Below are 17,065 nucleotides of genomic sequence, written 5' to 3'. Positions count from 1 at the left end.
CTATCTTTCTCTAAAAAAATGGAGAATCACGTTGGGGAACCCTTTGGTATTTTATCCATGACTACAATGCACAGCAAAGCAAAGGATTAAGCCGCCATCACTACTACCGAATCACCACCTAGCCGATTTTTCCGATTTTCACCTCTCGATCGCACAATTTAAAAGGTTAAAAGGAGCCCTCAAGATGACCCAAGACAAACCGATCCAACGCCAAATTCTACCGATTCCCGACTTGACCCCCTTCGGTCTAACCACCTACGATGCCAAGAATCCCGATACCCACTATCCCCCGATTCGAGATATCCGACCGCCGGCCGGCGCACCCAACGTGCTGATCGTGCTGCTCGATGACGTGGGTTTTGGAGCCGCCAGTGCCTTCGGTGGTCCCTGCAATACCCCCACTTTCGAGCGATTAGCGGCGGCTGGGTTAAAATACACCCGTTTTCATACCACTGCCCTCTGTTCTCCCAGTCGTGCGGCTTTGCTCTCCGGAAGGAATCATCACTCGGTCGGCATGGGCAACATCACCGAAACCGCCACCTCCGCCCCCGGACAGAGTTCCGTCCGCCCCAACACCAAAGCCCCCCTTGCCTTAACCCTGAAGCTGAACGGCTATTCCACGGCGCAATTCGGTAAATGCCACGAAGTACCAGTTTGGCAAACCAGCCCGATCGGTCCCTTTGACGCTTGGCCCTCTGGCGGGGGTGGATTCGAGTATTTCTACGGCTTTATCGGTGGCGAAAATAACCAGTGGGAGCCGGCACTGTACGAGGGAACAACCCCGATCGAACCGCCGAAAACCCCGGAGGAAGGCTATCACCTGACCGAGGATCTGGCCGATCGAGCGATCGCTTGGATTAGTCAACAAAAAGCCCTCGCCCCCAATAAGCCTTTCTTTGCCTACTTCGCCCCCGGCGCAACCCACGCCCCCCACCACGTCCCGAAGGAGTGGATCGACAAGTATCGAGGCCAATTCGCTCACGGTTGGGATCGCCAGCGTGAGATCACCTTTGCCCGACAGAAAGAACTGGGCGTAATTCCCCAAAATGCCGAACTCACCCCTCGTCACGCCGAAATTCCCCCATGGGATGACATGGACGAGCGCCTGAAGCCGGTATTAGAGCGCCAGATGGAGGTGTACGCCGCCTTTCTGGAACATACCGATGATCAGGTGGGACGAGTGATTCAAGCCTTAGAAAAGCTAGAAATCCTCGACGATACGCTAATTTACGTCATCGTCGGTGATAACGGTGCCTCCGCCGAGGGAACGCTCCAGGGCGCGTTTAACGAGATGGCCAACTTTAACGGGTTAGCGAGTCTAGAAACCCCGGAATTTCTCCTCTCGAAACTAGATGACTTCGGTGCGCCCGATTCCTATAATCACTACGCGGTCGGTTGGGCCTGGGCGATGAGTAGCCCCTACAAGTGGACGAAACAGGTCGCTTCCCACTGGGGCGGCACCCGCAACGGTACGATTGTTCGTTACCCCAAACTCATCCAGGAAAAAGGTGGGATTCGTCACCAATTCTGTCACGTCATTGATGTGGCCCCGACGGTGTTGGAAGTGGTAGGCATTCCCGAACCGACGATGGTTAACGGTGTCCTACAAAGTCCCTACGAGGGTACGAGTATGGTTTATACCTTTAACGACGCAGCCGCCCCCGAACGTCATGATGTGCAGTATTTCGAGATGTTTGGCAATCGGGGCATCTATTACAAGGGTTGGAGCGCGATTACCAAGCACCGCACCCCGTGGGTGATGACTGGACAGACGATGGTTCCTTTCGACGATGATATCTGGGAACTATACGACGGCAGTACGGATTGGACGCAAGCTCGGGATCTCTGCCAGGAAATGCCAGAGAAACTGCACGAACTACAGCGACAATTTCTGATCGAGGCGGTTAAATATAATGTACTGCCCCTAGATGATCGCCAAGTGGAACGGATCGATCCCGCCACCGCCGGCCGACCCACCCTCGCCGGGGGGAACTCGCAATTATTTTTCGCCGGAATGGGGCGTTTGTCCGAAAATAGCGTCATCAACATCAAAAATAAATCCTTCTCGGTAACGGCGGAACTGGAAATTCCCCCGGAAGGCGCGGACGGGGTGATTATCGCCCAAGGCGGCCGCTTCGGTGGTTGGAGTGTCTATAGCCACGATGGAAAAGCCAAGTTCGTCTATAACGTGCTGGGGATTGAAAGTTTTGTCACCGAGGCGACGGAGACGATCCCGGCCGGTAAGCATCAGGTACGGATGGAGTTTGCCTACGATGGTGGTGGTTTAGGACGGGGGGGAAATGTCACCCTCTACTACGACGGTCAACCAGTGGGTACGGGTCGGGTAGAACGAACTCAGGCTTTTATTTTCTCCGCCGACGAAACCACGGATATCGGCTACGAATCCGGTACCCCCGTGGCGGCGGAATACACCTCGAAAACCAGTCGTTTCACCGGTAAGATCGGTTGGGTTCAACTGGATGTGGGTACGGACGCTCATGACCACCTGATCGACCAGGAGGAACGCCTGAAAATTATCATGGCCCGGCAGTAGAAAAGGGGACTTGTGATACTGATAGTTTTATCTAGACTATCCCTCGGTTAAAAGCAAAAAAATTGAGCTTAAATTAGCAACTTTGTCCTATGGAATGGTCTTTTTTGAGAAACTTTGCCATCACTTTATTCGCACTCTTAAATCCCCTGGGGATGCTGCCGATTTTTATTAGTTACACCGCTCGCGAACGTAAACAAGTGCAACGACTCGTGGCTCTATTTGTCTCGTTAACTGTCTTGTGTTTGTTGTTGATTTTTTTGTTTATCGGAACGGCAATGCTAAAATTCTTTGGTGTGACCTTAGACTCTTTTCGCCTGGCTGGTGGCGTGCTTTTGTTGATTATCGGTATCAACATTGTTAACGGTTCTGGGGCAGGGACAAAAGAGCTTTTAATTAATGAGCAAGGCGGGGATTATCTCAGCGAAGCTAAGTCAGTTTATCGGCAGATTGTTATTCCTATGGCTATGCCTTTATTAGTGGGGCCTGGGGTGATTGCTAACGTTATCCTTTATGCCAGTGAAGCCGAATCAAAGCTAGGTATTGGTACGAGCATTGAACTGATTTTGATGACAATTTTAGTCAGTTTTTTAGTCTTTCTCATCCTCGCTGCTGGCAAATGGTTGCAAAGACTTTTAGGAGATATTGGCTTGAGTATTACTCAGCGAGTTATGGGCCTATTTGTAGCGGCGATCGGAGTACAATTTATGGTGACAGGTTTGATTAATATTTTTGTCGATCAGATCGTTCCGAGACTACCATCATAGCCAATTGCTAATTAGTCTAAATAGTTAGCCAAGAAAATTACTGGAAATATCAAATAAGCTGTTGTATATTTAAACTGGGTATTAAGGAGAGCAATCATGAGAAATTCTGAGCAATTGACCAAATCCCTGAAGCGTTTTCGTTATACACTTTTTCTGGGAGTAGCGGCCATGGCAATCACTAGCTGGGGGATGCCCAATATTTCTGTAGCCCAGACTACTCCTGCTCAAGAAAAAGTGCAGTTAATGTTCGTGCAAACGGCGGAAGATCTTAAGGTAGATCCCGTCGCAAAAACAATTCGCCTGGTGAACGTCAACAAACAGACATTATACTTTTCCGATCGCCCGAACCGGATTGCTGGTAATCTGACCATGGCCGCCTACATGGATGAGTGGACAGCCAGGGCGGGAAAAGATAATTTTGCCAACGATCCCCCCAATGCTACCCTCTCGGTCTATGAACCTGGCCGTCAAGACAATACTATAATTGTCGTCGAGATTAGCAATCCCGTCATCGATGGCAAGGACTTGATTTATAGCTACAAGCTCATCGAAGGGACTCTACCCAAGGCCGGCGGGGCAACTTCCCTATTTATCGATTGGATTGGTGTTGGTGGTGGTGTCGGTCCCGGCTTTTACGGGGTGGGGGCCGGTACCCGCGGGGTCGGTTTATACGGTGGTTACGGTGGCCCCCTGCGCTATTAATACACTTGTTCTAAGCCGCCTGTAAATTTATCTACCGATGAGGAGAATTCCATGAGTTACAGATACATCAATCAATTAGCCACACCCGAAAATTTGCATCGATTTCTGGAATTTGTCGATCTAGCGGCTGGTGCGGGCCAAGAAACGGCTAATGTCTGGGAAATCGAGCGCCGATTGGTCAATAGTCGCCCGATGGAGTTATGTGTAAAAGCAGTTCTGCAAGAACCAGCCTCCGCGCAATTAGTACAAGAAAGATACATCGGCAAACCCTACGATCTCGAAGCAATGTTAAAAATGCCGAAAGGTTCTCTCGGTTGGACTTACGGCACAATTATGCACACTTTGGGCTATGATCCGCAATTTTATCCCCAACGCGAGCAATTTGATTCCGATGCCGACTATATTGGTTTTCGCATTGATAAAACCCACGATATCCATCACATTCTCACCGGGTTTAGTTTAGATACTCTTGGAGAATTGGGAGTAATTTCTGTCACGGTCGCTCAAACTCGTTATCCTACTTTTCTCCTCATCGATCTCCTCTCTTTACTGATGACTTTTTTTACCAGTGATACTCTGTTAAGTGAGGTGGAAAGTGATGCCGATTTAAATAAAACTCTCGGTTACAAATTCGAGTTAATTTCTCGGGGAATTACCATCGGTCGCCAGGCCCAACCCCTATTCCCGATCAAGTGGGAAGAAGGATTAGAAAAACCCTTAGATCAATGGCGTGAAGAACTGAATATCAAACCAGTTTTAGACGGGCCTTGGAGTTGGTACAGTTGCCCGGAATTACAAGCAGCGATCGCATAATTTACCCAGCGGATTTTTATGAGAGAATAGTTAGGGATAATTCTGCTTTGATCTATGATCAAAAAAACCTCTAGAAAACCAAGCTATACTCAAATTCGCTGCCTCTGTCAAATAATTGTCGCTCTGATTGTCTTAATGCTGCCGGTGACAAATACTCTGCGACTGGTTTTAGCTTTTCTTTTCGCTTTAATAGTGGCAATTATGTTACTAGCTTACAGAATTTCTGGCGTTGCCCCCTGGCAGTTAGAACTATTAAAATCTCCCAATCATCGGTGGCATTTCTGGAATCCCTATTTTATACGATCAGCAGTTTCGGACTATTAATTTATCTGCTCGCTTCCGAACACGCCATCGTTCATTTTGCTTGTGGTTTTTTGGGTATTATTAGTGCTTGGTTAGCCATACAACTGATCTACAGCCAAGAATATGCAGTGCGCTACTATCATGATGGTAAGGGCCTAGTTTTTCCCGATTGAGATCAACCTAATTGGACGGAATTTCTCGATCAAGGTTTTTGTATGGCGGCTTGTTATCAAACCTCCGATACAAGTATTAATAGTACGGCGATGCGGCGGCTGGTAGCAACCTACGGGATGCTTTCCTATTCTTTATCCGTCTCGATTATTGCTATTATTTTTGGGATGATTGGTAATTTACTCTAAGCAAAAAAGATATTTTATTAAGGAAGTTATGGTTCATCAGAAAATTAATCTCGATCGCCTAGGTCCAGAAAAGACACTAATTACCCCCACCTATGCTTCCCGCGCCCTGACTTCCGCCGTACCTAAATACGAAATTCCCGAGGGAGAAATGCCGCTGGCGGTGGCGTACAATTTAATCCGCGATGAACTCGCCCTTGATGGTAATTCTCGCCTGAATTTGGCTACTTTTGTCAGCACTTGGATGGAACCGGAAGCCAAACAATTAATGGCGGAAACCTTCGATAAAAACATGATCGACAAGGATGAATACCCACAAACCGCCGAAATTGAATTGCGTTGTGTGAATATGATCGCTAGACTCTGGAATGCTCCCAAAGGCGCAGCGGCAACCGGTTGTTCTACCATTGGTTCCAGTGAAGCGGCGATGTTGGGAGGCATGGCTTTAAAATGGCAGTGGCGCTATCGCCGACAAAAAGAGGGTAAACCCACCGATAAACCTAATTTAGTCATGGGCATTAATGTGCAGGTTTGTTGGGAAAAATTCTGTCGTTATTGGGAGGTAGAACCGCGTTTTGTGCCGATGGAAGGGAATCGTTTTCACCTCGAGGCGACGGAAGCAATTAAACTAATTGATGAGAATACGATCGGGGTAATTGCCATTATGGGTAGTACCTTTGATGGTAGTTACGAACCCGTCCAAGAAATTAATGATGTTCTAGAAAAATTGAACAGAGAAACCGGCTGGCAAGTTCCCCTGCACGTCGATGGTGCTAGTGGTGGTTTTATTGCCCCTTTTCTTGATCCCGATTTAGTCTGGGATTTTCGCCTCAAATGGGTTAAATCGATTAATGCTCCTGGACATAAATACGGTTTAGTCTATCCCGGTGTCGGTTGGATTATCTGGCGAGATCGGCAAGAATTGCCAGAAGAATTAATCTTTCATTGTAATTATTTAGGCAGTGATCTGCCTAATTTTGCTCTCAATTTTTCTCGTCCCGGCAATCAAGTAGTCGCTCAATATTATAATTTTTTACTCTTGGGCAAAGAGGGTTATCGACAAATTCATCAAGCCTGTCGAGATACGGCCTTGTATTTATCGGGGGAAATCGCTAAGATGGGGCCGTTTGAATTGATTACCGATGGCAGCACTATTCCAGTTTTTGCTTGGAAATTAAAGGAGACAATTAGCGATCAAACTAATTATATTTTATTCGATTTAGCCGATAAATTGCGCGAGCGGGGTTGGTTAGTTCCTGCCTATACAATGCCCAAAAATCGCCAAGATTTAACTGTGCAGCGCGTGGTGATTAAAGAGGGATTTAGTCGCGACATGGCGGAGCTTTTGTTGCGGGATATTAGGTCAGCGATCGCATTTTTTCAATCTCAGTCTCATTATCAGTCAAAATTATCTGGTTCCCATTTCCATCACTAACAGATGTTGAGGAAAAACTCGCTTAAATTTCCTAAATATTGGCAACCCTTACAGAGTTTTGGTGTTGGCAATTTTTCCACTCCTGTCTCAACCTAGTATATCTGTACCTCATCGAGGACAGTAATGCCTAAATCTTACCCGAATACACCCAAAAAAATCTGACTTAATCCTATGAAATCTGTACCATTTTTCGATATTAATCTAATATCTTTAATGCCAAGTAAACCATCTAGAACTAGAGGATGGATGAAAAAAATTGGACATACTTTGGTAATATTTATCGTAGTTTTACTACTGACTCTAACCTCCCCTCTTTTGGGAATAGCTCAAAATCCGACACAACCGGAAAATAAAATTGACGGCTTTCCAGTTATGTTAGATGGAAAAACTCTCTTTTTTATCCGGCGTGGAGTTTCTTCATTTTCGGCGGAGGAGAGAGCTAACGCTATTACCCGGAGAATTGAAAGAATTGCTCAAAATGATTCTATTCCTGTTGAGAACCTGACAATTAAGCAGATTCCTGATGATAACTCACTTTATTTAAGTGTAGATCAAGAAGTAATTCTAACGGTGACGGAGCGAGATGCAAAAGCCTATCGTTCAACGCCGGAGGTTTTAGCTCAACAAGCTTTACAAAAAATTCAGGTTGCTATCGCTCAATATCGCCAAGATCGAAAACCCGAACAACTACTTAAGAACATCATTTATACGGTTATAGCCAGCTTTGCCTTCCTGATTATTAGCTTTGCAGTTATCAAAATTTCAGGGAAGCTATTTCCCTTTATTAGACGTTTGATTGAATCCTTGACGCCAGGCATTCAAATCGGGAATGTTGAGATCATATCTTCCTCTAATATAAGCTTTTTTTGGTTGCGAGTTCTTCGCATAATTCGCTTCTTTGTTCTGTTTTTATTATTATTTAATTATGCCACATTTGTACTTCGTTTATTTCCCTGGACAAGAGTTTTTGGTGAGAGTATTTTAGGCTATTTTTCTCAATCATTAGAACTGGTTTTGTCGTCCATTGGCAAATATCTTCCTAATGCCTTTATTATTGCCATAATCATTTTTATAACCTACTACTTAATCGGGCTAATCAAGCCCTTTTTTACAGCAATAGAAAGAGGAAATCTGGTTATTCCTGGTTTTTATACTGATTGGGCTAAACCGACTTACAATATCCTATTAGTCATAATTATTGCCATAGCAGCAATAGTTGCTTTTCCCTATTTGCCCGGTTTTGATTCCCCTGCTTTCCGAGGTGTTTCTGTTTTTCTTGGTCTTCTTTTATCCCTTGGTTCTACTTCGGCAATCGCCAATGTTATTGGGGGAATTATTCTTATTTATACCCGGGCATTTCGCATCGGAGATCACATTCAAGTAGGAGATGTAATTGGCGATCTAATTGAAAAAAACTTCCTAGTCATCCGCATTTGTACTCCCACTAATAAAATCATTACTATTCCTAACTCATCTTTATTAAGTAGTAATGTGATTAACTTTAGTATTTCCTCGCGGGAATTAAACAGAAATCTAATTATTCAGACAACGATTACCCTAGGGTACGATCTGCCCTGGCGAAAAGCCCACAAAACCTTAATTGAAGCTGCACTAGAGACCGAGCATATTCTCAAAGAACCCGCACCTTTTGTCCTGCAAACTAGCCTAGATAATTTTTACATCAGTTATCAATTGAACGCTTACACTAACCAACCCAATTTAATGGTAATCATTTATTCAGAACTCCATCAAAATATTCAAGATAAGTGTAATGAAGCTGGGATTGAGATTCTTTCTCCCAGTTACACCTCCCTACGAGATGGAAATACAACAACCATTCCCGAAAATTATTTACCTTCCGATTATGTTGCGCCTCCCTTTCGCGTTCAATCTTCAGACAATCAGGAAAACAACACATTATGATAGTAAATCCGTTTTTAAGCACTCACTGTTGGCGGATTATTAATATGATGAGCCAATTCAAGTCTGAATTGCATCACTGTCCGATTTACCTTCATAGAATAGCTGATTTGGGGTACGATAATTAAGACATTTTCGAGGACGATTGTTAATAGAGTTTACGGCTCTTTCTACCTGCTCTAGCTTAAGGATTTTAAAATTCGTTCCCTTGGGAAAAAAGTGTCTCAATAGTCCCTTAATCTGCTCGTTTAATCCCCTCTCCCAAGAACGATAAGGATCTGATTTGTTGTTGTATTGATCGGACAGTACCTGATCAGCCTTTCTTTGTTAACTATTGAGGTTGATGCGTTTCATTTTTGAATTGGCTATTACTTAAAAATAATTGTCTTAGTCAAACATTATAGCAGTTATCTTAATGGTGAGACAGGAAGTTTTTTTGGGGAGTCGATCATCAATAGCAAATTAGGTTGTACTTTATCCTGATGAGAAAAGCTGTAACACAACTAAGGTTTTTAAATTGAATAATCGATAAATTTCTCAATTTTATTGTCAAAATCAGTGAGTAAGGTTGCTTTTCTCGGTTTTAAATGTACCGTTTGTTCTGGTTGTAACTGTAATTGCTTGTATTCCTCACGATTGAGATAAGCCACCACCATTTCCCCATCGGCTAACATTAATTCTACTTGTATTTCCCAGCCTAAATGAATAACTCTTTTTACCACTGCCCAACTATTCAACCCATCTTGTTCGGGAATGATTTCGAGGTCGTGGGGACGGATAAAGACGGTGGAATTATCCCCCTGATGATACCCTTTTCCTAATCCTGCTAGATTAGGTAAAATATTCACTTCTCCAATAAATTGCATCACAAAAGGTGTAGCGGGATGATCGTAAATTTCGGCGGGAGAAGCCACCTGTTCAATTTTACCATGATTCATGACGACAATCGTATCGGCCACCTCCATTGCTTCCTCTTGATCGTGGGTAACAAAGACACTGGTAACGTGAACTTCTTCGTGTAAATTTCTCAGCCATACCCTTAATTCTTTTCTAACTTTTGCATCTAAAGCCCCAAAGGGTTCATCTAATAATAATACCTTCGGTTGAATGGCTAAAGCGCGGGCTAAAGCTACTCGCTGCCGTTGTCCTCCCGATAATTGGGCGGGATAGCGATCGCCTAATCCTTGTAATTGAATTAATTCTAATAATTCCTCAACTTTTTTCTTAATTACCGGCGATTTTTGCTGGCGAATTTCTAGGCCAAAAGCAATATTTTGGCGGACAGTTAAATGTTTAAATAGGGCATAATGTTGAAAAACAAAGCCGATATTTCTCCGTCTAGGGTCCAGATGGGTGGTATCTTGTCCGTTAATGATAATTGCGCCACTGTCGGGAGTTTCTAATCCCGCAATTGAACGTAATAAGGTGGATTTTCCCGATCCCGATGGTCCGAGGAGGGCGACTAATTTACCTTCAGGAATGGTTAAATTGATATTATCTAAGGCTTGAAAATTGCCGAAACGTTTAGAAACTTGCTGGATGATAATACTCATATTTTTAGGTTTTTTGTAGAACGTAGGTTGGGTTGAAGCATGAAACCCAACGCCCGCTCATATTTTTAGGTTTTTTGTAGTTAGGTAGTGTGAATTTTGTGGGCGGTTTTACGTTCGAGAATTTCTTTGATAATTAAAGTAACTCCCGCTAGTAAAGCTAGAATAGCCGCTGCACTAAAAGCGGCAGGAGTGAGATAATTTTTATAAGCCTGTTCTACGAAAATTGGCAGGGTGGCAGTTCTCCCTAAAATACTGCCAGAAACCACAGAAACCGCCCCAAATTCTCCCATCGCCCGGGCATTAGTTAACAGCACTCCGTACATCAACCCCCAACGAATATTAGGTAAAGTAACGCGCCAGAAAATCTGCCAATCATTTGCCCCTAAAGTGCGCCCCGCTTCCTCTTGTTCTAAGCCAATTTCTTCTAAGACTGGGATAACTTCTCTAGCGACAAAAGGCATGGTGACAAATATAGTTGCTAATACCATTCCGGGTAAAGCAAAAAGTATTTTTATATCGAAAAATTCTAGAAAAGAACCTAACCAACCATTGCGCCCATAGAGCAGTACAATCATTAAACCCGCTACCACAGGAGAAACGGCAAAGGGTAAGTCAATTAAACTAATTAATAACGTTTTGCCACGAAATTGATTGCGAGCAATTACCCAAGCTGCACAAAGTCCGAAAATTGTGTTTAAGGGTACAGTAATTAGGGCAATAATTACTGTTAATCTTACCGCTTCGATAAAGTCAGAGGTTCCCGCCGCTTCTAAAAAAGCTTGGAATCCATTGCGAAAAGCATAGTAAAATACTGCCGCTGCTGGAATAAATAATAACAGTGCCAGATAGACAAGGGCAATGATAATTAGTAGGGGTTTGTAATCCCATTCTTTCTGTTTAGTTAAGGCTTTTGGATTCTGCATTTTTGATCTGTCTCCAGTCATACTGTAATGTTTTTTACTCTTTACTTAACTCTGTATTTTTGCCCCCATTGTTGCAGGAAATTAATTACTACTAACATCCCTAGGGAAACCAGCAATAAAACCATGCCGATTACTGTCGCCCCCGTGTAATCATATTCCTCTAGTCTTTGGAAGATTAAAACTGGGGCAATTAAATCCTTAAAGGGAATATTAGAGGAGATAATAACTACAGAACCATATTCACCGATCGCTCTGGCAAAACCGAGGGCAACTCCTGTTAAAATAGCGGGCAGTATTGTGGGAAAAATCACTCGCCAAAAGATTTGCCAAGAGGAAGCTCCGAGGGATAAAGCTGCTTCTTCTACTTCTTTTTCCATTTCCTGTAAAACCGGCTGTAGGGTGCGGACAATGAAGGGTAAAGCGATAAATAACATCGCCACAAAAACCCCTAAAATGGTAAAGGATATCTTAATACCAAAGGGGGCAAAAAATTGACCGATCCAACCGTTATCACTATAAACTGTGGCGAGGACTAAACCAGCAACAGAAGTGGGTAAAGCAAAGGGCAAATCTACACAAGCATCGACAATTTTTTTCCCAGGAAATCGATAACGCACTAATACCCAAGCGATAATAGTGCCAAAAACTCCGTCAATTAGTCCAGCGATTAAGGAAGTAAAAAAAGTGACTTGGTAGGCGGATAAAGAAATCGGTAAAGTGGCAATGCGCCAAAATTCGGCAAAACCAAGAGTTAGGGATTTAGCAAATAGTGCCGCTGCTGGTAAAACCAACAAAACCACTAGATAACTAATGGTAATTACCCAAGGAATAGAAACTTTTTTCAGGGTTTGACTAGGAGATAAAGATAATTGTGGGTTAGCCATTGTTAATTATTGCTAAGTAAGTAGTTCCAATTAAATAGAAGATAAATTTTGCCTTTGATCCCCCCTGCCCCCCTTGATAAGGGGGGTGGGGGTCTGCCTTGATAAGGGGGGTGCCGATTAGAGATTACCAATTGTCCGCTTCTTCAAGAACTTGTGCTGAATCATACCAAACTTCTACATCTAAATCTGCCAGATAGGAAAGGGCATTTTCTATCCCTTGGGAGTTGCCTTGCAGTTGTAGATCGAACCAGCCATCTTGATTATTATTGGCAGCTAACAAAGCGGAAAATATATTCACTTTTAGACCAGGAAAAGACCCTAAACGTGCTATGATTGGCTCGTTAATATATTGTTTAGGAATCCGAATTTTTATTCTTCGGGACGTGGGGCGATCGAGTCCTGATTGATCGAGATGTAAGTCACTTTGGGGATGATTAATAGTTTGCCATTGAGGTTGATTATCCATGGTTTTTCTCCTTAGGATTTACCAGCTTTAGTGAGAATTTTATCGAACAAGGCTCCATCATCAAAGAATTGCTTTTGTACTTTATCCCAACCGCCTAAATCCTGCACGGTAAAGAGATTTTTTATCTGAGGAAATTTACTCTCAAACTCTTTAAATACCGTCGGTTCAACGGGACGAAACCCCACCTGAGCAAATTCTCTTTGGGCTGCGGGAGTAAATAAAAACTGCACAAAAGCCTCGGCCACTTTTCTCGTACCTTTTTTATCCACATTAGCATCAACAACCGTCACGGGATTATCAATAGAAATATTATAATCAGTGGGAACAGTATAAGCTAACTTCTCACCTTTTTGATTAGCGAGAATCATCTCATTTTCGTAATTAATTAGCACATTTCCCTGACCTTGTTTAAAAAATACATCACTAGATTCGCGAGCATCTCTAGGTAAAACTGGCGCATTTTTAAACACTTTTTCGACAAAAGTTTGCGCCGCTTGTTCACTGCCTCCCGCTTGCGTCACCGAACCCCAAAGAGCGAGAAAATTCCAGCGCGCTCCGCCAGAAGTCTTGGGATTAGCAGTAATAACCTTAATATTATCCTTGGCTAAATCTGACCATTGATTAATTTTAATATTGGCATCACGAGGAACAAAAGCCACTACAGACTTATGAACAATAGAGTCATTGGGTGCTTCTTTTTCCCAACCGGGTTGAATTAATCCCGCTTGCTCAATTTTCTTGGTATCCAAAGCTAAAGCCAACGCTACCACATCCGCTTCTAAACCATCGATAACGGCACGAGTTTGGGAACCGGAACCGCCATAACTCTGTTCAAAAGTGACTTTTTGCCCCGTTTTTTGTTGCCATTCCTCGACAAATTTGGGAATGATTTTTTCGTAGGCACTTTGGGTGACAGCATAGGAAACAAGTGTCACAGTCACGGGTTTTTGGCTGTCATTGCCGCTATTGGTGGGGGATGAGGTACAAGATGCCAGCATTCCTCCCGTCAGGACAGTTGCCATGAGTAGGGATAAACAAGACTGGGATGACTGCATCGGCGGCGCTCCTAAGCTTTACTCTGAGGTTGTATCTGTTTTCAGGTCTGCTTTAATCCTACAGCACAGGAAATAAAATTTCAATACATTTATAAAACAAATTGGGAATAAGGCGATAACAAGGGAAACTGTGAGAAGATAAAATCAGTGCTACATCTAGGTTTGAGACTATGGGCAAGAGCGTCAAGGCCAAAAAAACAACCCTCCTACAACAACTGATTAACCAGAGTTTTCTCTTTCGCGGACTAGAGGAAGCTTGGTTAAGTCAGTATCTCGATGCCGACAATCTCAAGTTAGAGACGCTATTTTCCAATCGTCCCGTCTATACGGCTTTTCTACCCGATGAATTTCTAGATGTTTTGTATGTGATTTTGAATGAGGGTGTAATCGTCGTCCGCAGCACCCCCCTCGACCGGATTATTGCCATTACCTACCCCGGTGGCTGTTTTGGCCTGAGGAGTTTACCCTTTAGTTATGGTTTAGCCAGTCGCGCCTTTCCCTGTTTGGTGGAATCCTATAAAACTACCCACGTCCTGAAAATTCCCTTATCGGCGCTAGAAAAGATTTACAACGATAACGAAAGTTTTCGTCAACGGTACTGTTTTTTATTTGAATTACAGCAAAAATTCGAGTATCATTTGCTTAATTGCAGTAGCTATCCACCCCAAGCTGTAGCCACTTTACTCAGAGCCTTAATCTATCAAGAAAGAGAATTAGGCAGTCAACCAGATGCCGAAAATATCTATACTTTTGATCTATCCGTCGATGTGATTGCTCGCGCTTGTCAACTCAATCAACGCACCGTCGAACAGGTATTAAAAGGATTGCAAAACGTGGGATTAATTGCCTCAGAATCGACGGGGGATTTAATTCGGGTACTGGATGCCGAGGGTTTAAAAGAAGTTTACAGTGCCACCAGAGATAAAGTTAATTGGTGGCCCCTAAGATAAGTAGGTTTGGCCTTATTTATTATTGCCATTGACAGCGCTTTAAGGCATCTTCGGCAGCCGCTTTGGTGGCATCCTGTTTCCGTTTGCCTTTACCTGTACCGTAGAGAAGATGATTAACCCGCACTTCGGCAGTAAATTCCCTAGCGTGGGGGGGGCCGGTAACATCAATGATCGCATATTCTGGATTAGAGGCGAAATTGGCCAGCGCCCACTGTTGAAAGAGATTTTTGGCATCGATAAAAGATGGCGATTCCGATTGTTGAGAGACTAAATGAGAGGCAACAGGGATAAAAAGCCCGTGCAGATAGTTTTTAACCGCATTTAACCCCGAATCTAGATAATAAGCCCCAATTATCGCTTCAAAAGTGTCCGCTAATAGGGTAGGATTTGATCGCCCCCGATCTTTAATTGCTCCCTTGCCTAAACGCATTAACTCCCCCAGGCCGATTTCAATGCCTAATTGCGCTAATTGTTCTTCTTTGACCAAATTTGACCGCAAACGGGTTAATTCGGCCTCGTTCATGGCGGGATATTTTTGATACAATAGTTCGCCCACCAAAAAAGCCAAAATCGCATCGCCTAAAAATTCTAGGCGCTCGTTATTTTCCGTCAATTCCGACTGTTCATTGACATAGGAACGATGGGTTAAAGCTTGGGTGAGAAGGAGAGCATTTTGAAAAGGAGGCAAACAAGACATTGCACGAGTAAGTCAAGAGCATTTCTTATCTTAATCTGACCCCACCGCGAATAGATGAGACGAACGATCCTTTTTTTACTGTTTTTTCCGGCTAGTTTAGGCATAATCTCCCAAATCTTCTCACCGGAAAACCTATCCGCTGCTATTCTTGCCCTAGGTATCCTGGGGATGTGTATGGAACAGGCACGCATGGCGGCGGTGGACTTGGCAGAAATTGCCCAATTTCAGCAAAAAACCAGCGATCCTCGCCTCGATCGCTTTTTTATCGTCACAGTTAGTACAATTGTTTTAGAATTATCGGGCTTTTATCTGGCTGCCCTCTCGATAGGATGGGGAGCTTTAATAGTTTTAGTCAGTCAAATTTGGTTTCAATGTTTAGCCAAGATTCAACTGCAGCCAAGCACAGAAAAAATTATTGACCATGGCATAGGGCCACGTTTACCCATCTTACTCGCTGACGGAATCGGCATAATCTTCGTGGCTTTCTGGTTAGCCAAAATCGCTCCCCTAATTATGGCCATAACTTTAACGACAATGTTATTAATCTACGGCTCTCTTAAGTATAGACCTCTGGCAAAAATCAAAAATCTTCCCTTAGTTGAGGAGTAAGTAGCCAGTATTCGGTCGTCAGGAGAATCAAGAATGAGCTTTAATCAACTAAATTCTCTACTTAGAGATTTTATGCCTATTTTTCTCATTTTTGAACTCTCAAAAATTAATTATCCAAGAACTCTCCTGTAGTCCCTCGAAATTACCGCAGAAATCGAGTGCCTTAATCAACCCGACAAAAAGTTAATTTTAGAGAGAATTCCCCCAGATGAAACCATTACCCATTATTTTATCAGTAGTCCAGACGCAGGAGGCTCTCTTAGGTTTGGTGGGTAAAATGTATTCTAAGATATAGTCCTGCTGGCGAGCGAGTGGCAGGAACCACTCCAGACACAGAGGACACGAAGATTGATCGCTTCTATAGTAAGTTAAACTGACCACACAAAGAATAAGAGAGCCGTACCCCGAATGAGGTATTCTGTGAAGTTAGATCAAATAGTGATGGAATTCAGACTTGAATTCCATCACTGTTATATGCTGGTCGGCTTCAAGGCTCTCGGTTTCATCGAAAATTTGGGTCTGAAACCCCGTCGTTCTACGACGGCTTTACTGTTAAATATGAGCATCGTTTACGAAATATATGCTAAAATGTGAGGTATGGAAAAAGCCTATTCGTTTCGATTTTACCCCACACCCGAACAAGAGTCGCTATTGCGGCGCACATTGGGCTGTGTAAGATTGGTTTACAACAAAGCTCTCCATCTCAGAACACAAGCTTGGTACGAAAAGCAAGAAAGAGTAGGATATACTGAAACTTCTTCAATGTTGACCGATTGGAAAAAGCAAGAAGAATTAGACTTTTTAAACGAAGTTAGCTGTGTACCTTTACAACAAGGGTTAAGACACCTACAAACAGCTTTTACTAACTTCTTTGCTGGTCGTACTAAGTATCCTAACTTTAAGAAAAAACATCAGGGAGGAAGTGCCGAATTTACCAAATCTGCTTTTACAATTAAAGACAAACAAATCTATTTAGCCAAATGCACAGAACCTTTACCTATTCGATGGTCAAGACAAATACCAGAAAGCTGTGAACCAAGCACAGTAACAGTCAGATTACATCCTTCTGGACGTTGGCATA

Annotated in this window: 18 protein-coding genes and 1 pseudogene; 12 read left to right on the top strand and 7 right to left on the bottom strand. The window is 43.4% G+C overall.

Going from position 1 to position 17,065, the window contains the following annotated elements; all coding sequences use genetic code 11:
- Positions 1-184: 184 nt before the first annotated feature.
- From EWV60_RS05875 to EWV60_RS05840, 8 genes are all read left to right on the top strand, one after another.
- Positions 185-2,554 carry an arylsulfatase gene (locus tag EWV60_RS05875; RefSeq protein ID WP_287231549.1) on the top strand — a complete coding sequence of 790 codons (2,370 nt, stop codon included), beginning with the start codon at positions 185-187 and terminating at the stop codon, positions 2,552-2,554.
- Between the two features lie 89 nt (positions 2,555-2,643).
- Positions 2,644-3,318, top strand: coding sequence for a MarC family protein (locus tag EWV60_RS05870; RefSeq protein ID WP_002794841.1), 675 nt, complete (start codon positions 2,644-2,646; stop codon positions 3,316-3,318).
- Between the two features lie 96 nt (positions 3,319-3,414).
- Positions 3,415-4,020: a hypothetical protein gene (locus EWV60_RS05865; RefSeq protein WP_002754669.1), complete on the top strand. Its 606-nt coding sequence runs from the start codon at positions 3,415-3,417 to the stop codon at positions 4,018-4,020.
- A 51-nt stretch (positions 4,021-4,071) separates the two neighbouring features.
- Positions 4,072-4,833, top strand: coding sequence for a Coq4 family protein (locus EWV60_RS05860; protein ID WP_002754668.1), 762 nt, complete (start codon positions 4,072-4,074; stop codon positions 4,831-4,833).
- 272 nt (positions 4,834-5,105) lie between these two features.
- Positions 5,106-5,309, top strand: coding sequence for a DUF1345 domain-containing protein (locus EWV60_RS05855; RefSeq protein ID WP_002754665.1), 204 nt, complete (start codon positions 5,106-5,108; stop codon positions 5,307-5,309).
- A 42-nt stretch (positions 5,310-5,351) separates the two neighbouring features.
- The gene (locus tag EWV60_RS05850; protein WP_154663925.1) at positions 5,352-5,495 is read left to right on the top strand and encodes a DUF1345 domain-containing protein; all 144 of its coding nucleotides are present in this window, start codon (positions 5,352-5,354) and stop codon (positions 5,493-5,495) included.
- Between the two features lie 28 nt (positions 5,496-5,523).
- Positions 5,524-6,927: a glutamate decarboxylase gene (gad, locus tag EWV60_RS05845; protein WP_287231546.1), complete on the top strand. Its 1,404-nt coding sequence runs from the start codon at positions 5,524-5,526 to the stop codon at positions 6,925-6,927.
- A gap of 171 nt (positions 6,928-7,098) precedes the next feature.
- Positions 7,099-8,850 carry a mechanosensitive ion channel family protein gene (locus EWV60_RS05840; protein WP_287231544.1) on the top strand — a complete coding sequence of 584 codons (1,752 nt, stop codon included), beginning with the start codon at positions 7,099-7,101 and terminating at the stop codon, positions 8,848-8,850.
- Between the two features lie 57 nt (positions 8,851-8,907).
- Here EWV60_RS05840 and EWV60_RS05835 read toward each other — a convergent pair.
- The 6 genes and pseudogenes from EWV60_RS05835 to EWV60_RS05810 form a co-directional block, all read right to left on the bottom strand.
- Positions 8,908-9,123 (bottom strand): annotated as a pseudogene (locus EWV60_RS05835) (transposase); the annotation flags it as partial.
- A 236-nt stretch (positions 9,124-9,359) separates the two neighbouring features.
- Positions 9,360-10,400, bottom strand: a complete 1,041-nt coding sequence (locus EWV60_RS05830) for a sulfate/molybdate ABC transporter ATP-binding protein (RefSeq protein ID WP_287231543.1) — start codon at positions 10,398-10,400, stop codon at positions 9,360-9,362.
- A gap of 80 nt (positions 10,401-10,480) precedes the next feature.
- Positions 10,481-11,323 carry a sulfate ABC transporter permease subunit CysW gene (gene cysW, locus EWV60_RS05825; protein WP_002736746.1) on the bottom strand — a complete coding sequence of 281 codons (843 nt, stop codon included), beginning with the start codon at positions 11,321-11,323 and terminating at the stop codon, positions 10,481-10,483.
- Positions 11,324-11,364: 41 nt separating this feature from the next.
- Positions 11,365-12,207, bottom strand: coding sequence for a sulfate ABC transporter permease subunit CysT (gene cysT / locus EWV60_RS05820; RefSeq protein WP_002754658.1), 843 nt, complete (start codon positions 12,205-12,207; stop codon positions 11,365-11,367).
- A gap of 124 nt (positions 12,208-12,331) precedes the next feature.
- Positions 12,332-12,673 carry an NIL domain-containing protein gene (locus tag EWV60_RS05815; protein ID WP_002768372.1) on the bottom strand — a complete coding sequence of 114 codons (342 nt, stop codon included), beginning with the start codon at positions 12,671-12,673 and terminating at the stop codon, positions 12,332-12,334.
- Between the two features lie 11 nt (positions 12,674-12,684).
- Positions 12,685-13,728, bottom strand: a complete 1,044-nt coding sequence (locus tag EWV60_RS05810; protein WP_287231540.1) for a sulfate ABC transporter substrate-binding protein — start codon at positions 13,726-13,728, stop codon at positions 12,685-12,687.
- 170 nt (positions 13,729-13,898) lie between these two features.
- Here EWV60_RS05810 and EWV60_RS05805 point away from each other — a divergent pair, with 170 nt between their 5' ends.
- Positions 13,899-14,678, top strand: coding sequence for a Crp/Fnr family transcriptional regulator (locus tag EWV60_RS05805; RefSeq protein ID WP_024969280.1), 780 nt, complete (start codon positions 13,899-13,901; stop codon positions 14,676-14,678).
- Positions 14,679-14,697: 19 nt separating this feature from the next.
- Here the strand turns inward: EWV60_RS05805 and rnc are convergent, their stop codons facing one another.
- A complete protein-coding gene (rnc, locus tag EWV60_RS05800; RefSeq protein WP_002774091.1) occupies positions 14,698-15,375 on the bottom strand; it encodes a ribonuclease III in 678 nt (225 codons plus the stop codon).
- A 54-nt stretch (positions 15,376-15,429) separates the two neighbouring features.
- Between rnc and EWV60_RS05795 the strand changes: the two genes are divergently transcribed.
- The 3 genes from EWV60_RS05795 to EWV60_RS05785 all read left to right on the top strand — a co-directional run.
- A complete protein-coding gene (locus tag EWV60_RS05795) occupies positions 15,430-15,984 on the top strand; it encodes a hypothetical protein (RefSeq protein WP_024969279.1) in 555 nt (184 codons plus the stop codon).
- 441 nt (positions 15,985-16,425) lie between these two features.
- Complete coding sequence (locus EWV60_RS05790) at positions 16,426-16,578, top strand: hypothetical protein (protein ID WP_172963124.1); 153 nt, start codon at positions 16,426-16,428, stop codon at positions 16,576-16,578.
- A 3-nt stretch (positions 16,579-16,581) separates the two neighbouring features.
- A partial coding sequence (locus EWV60_RS05785) for an RNA-guided endonuclease InsQ/TnpB family protein (protein WP_287231535.1) occupies positions 16,582-17,065 on the top strand: 484 nt, incomplete at its 3' end.

Origin of the sequence: Microcystis sp. Msp_OC_L_20101000_S702 (assembly GCF_007095705.1) — a bacterium.
Taxonomy (GTDB): domain Bacteria; phylum Cyanobacteriota; class Cyanobacteriia; order Cyanobacteriales; family Microcystaceae; genus Microcystis; species Microcystis ichthyoblabe_A.
The sequence above is the reverse complement of the archived record's forward strand: the minus strand, read 5'-3'. Positions and strand labels throughout refer to the sequence as shown.

Bases quoted from the DNA above. Each gene is read 5' to 3' on its own strand.
- EWV60_RS05875 (WP_287231549.1), top strand. From the start codon at position 185: ATGACCCAAGACAAACCGATCCAACGCCAAATTCTACCGATTCCCGAC.
- EWV60_RS05870 (WP_002794841.1), top strand. From the start codon at position 2,644: ATGGAATGGTCTTTTTTGAGAAACTTTGCCATCACTTTATTCGCACTC.
- EWV60_RS05865 (WP_002754669.1), top strand. From the start codon at position 3,415: ATGAGAAATTCTGAGCAATTGACCAAATCCCTGAAGCGTTTTCGTTAT.
- EWV60_RS05860 (WP_002754668.1), top strand. From the start codon at position 4,072: ATGAGTTACAGATACATCAATCAATTAGCCACACCCGAAAATTTGCAT.
- EWV60_RS05850 (WP_154663925.1), top strand. From the start codon at position 5,352: ATGGCGGCTTGTTATCAAACCTCCGATACAAGTATTAATAGTACGGCG.
- gad (WP_287231546.1), top strand. From the start codon at position 5,524: ATGGTTCATCAGAAAATTAATCTCGATCGCCTAGGTCCAGAAAAGACA.
- EWV60_RS05840 (WP_287231544.1), top strand. From the start codon at position 7,099: ATGAAATCTGTACCATTTTTCGATATTAATCTAATATCTTTAATGCCA.
- EWV60_RS05830 (WP_287231543.1), bottom strand. From the start codon at position 10,400: ATGAGTATTATCATCCAGCAAGTTTCTAAACGTTTCGGCAATTTTCAA.
- cysW (WP_002736746.1), bottom strand. From the start codon at position 11,323: ATGCAGAATCCAAAAGCCTTAACTAAACAGAAAGAATGGGATTACAAA.
- cysT (WP_002754658.1), bottom strand. From the start codon at position 12,207: ATGGCTAACCCACAATTATCTTTATCTCCTAGTCAAACCCTGAAAAAA.
- EWV60_RS05815 (WP_002768372.1), bottom strand. From the start codon at position 12,673: ATGGATAATCAACCTCAATGGCAAACTATTAATCATCCCCAAAGTGAC.
- EWV60_RS05810 (WP_287231540.1), bottom strand. From the start codon at position 13,728: ATGCAGTCATCCCAGTCTTGTTTATCCCTACTCATGGCAACTGTCCTG.
- EWV60_RS05805 (WP_024969280.1), top strand. From the start codon at position 13,899: ATGGGCAAGAGCGTCAAGGCCAAAAAAACAACCCTCCTACAACAACTG.
- rnc (WP_002774091.1), bottom strand. From the start codon at position 15,375: ATGTCTTGTTTGCCTCCTTTTCAAAATGCTCTCCTTCTCACCCAAGCT.
- EWV60_RS05795 (WP_024969279.1), top strand. From the start codon at position 15,430: ATGAGACGAACGATCCTTTTTTTACTGTTTTTTCCGGCTAGTTTAGGC.
- EWV60_RS05790 (WP_172963124.1), top strand. From the start codon at position 16,426: ATGGAATTCAGACTTGAATTCCATCACTGTTATATGCTGGTCGGCTTC.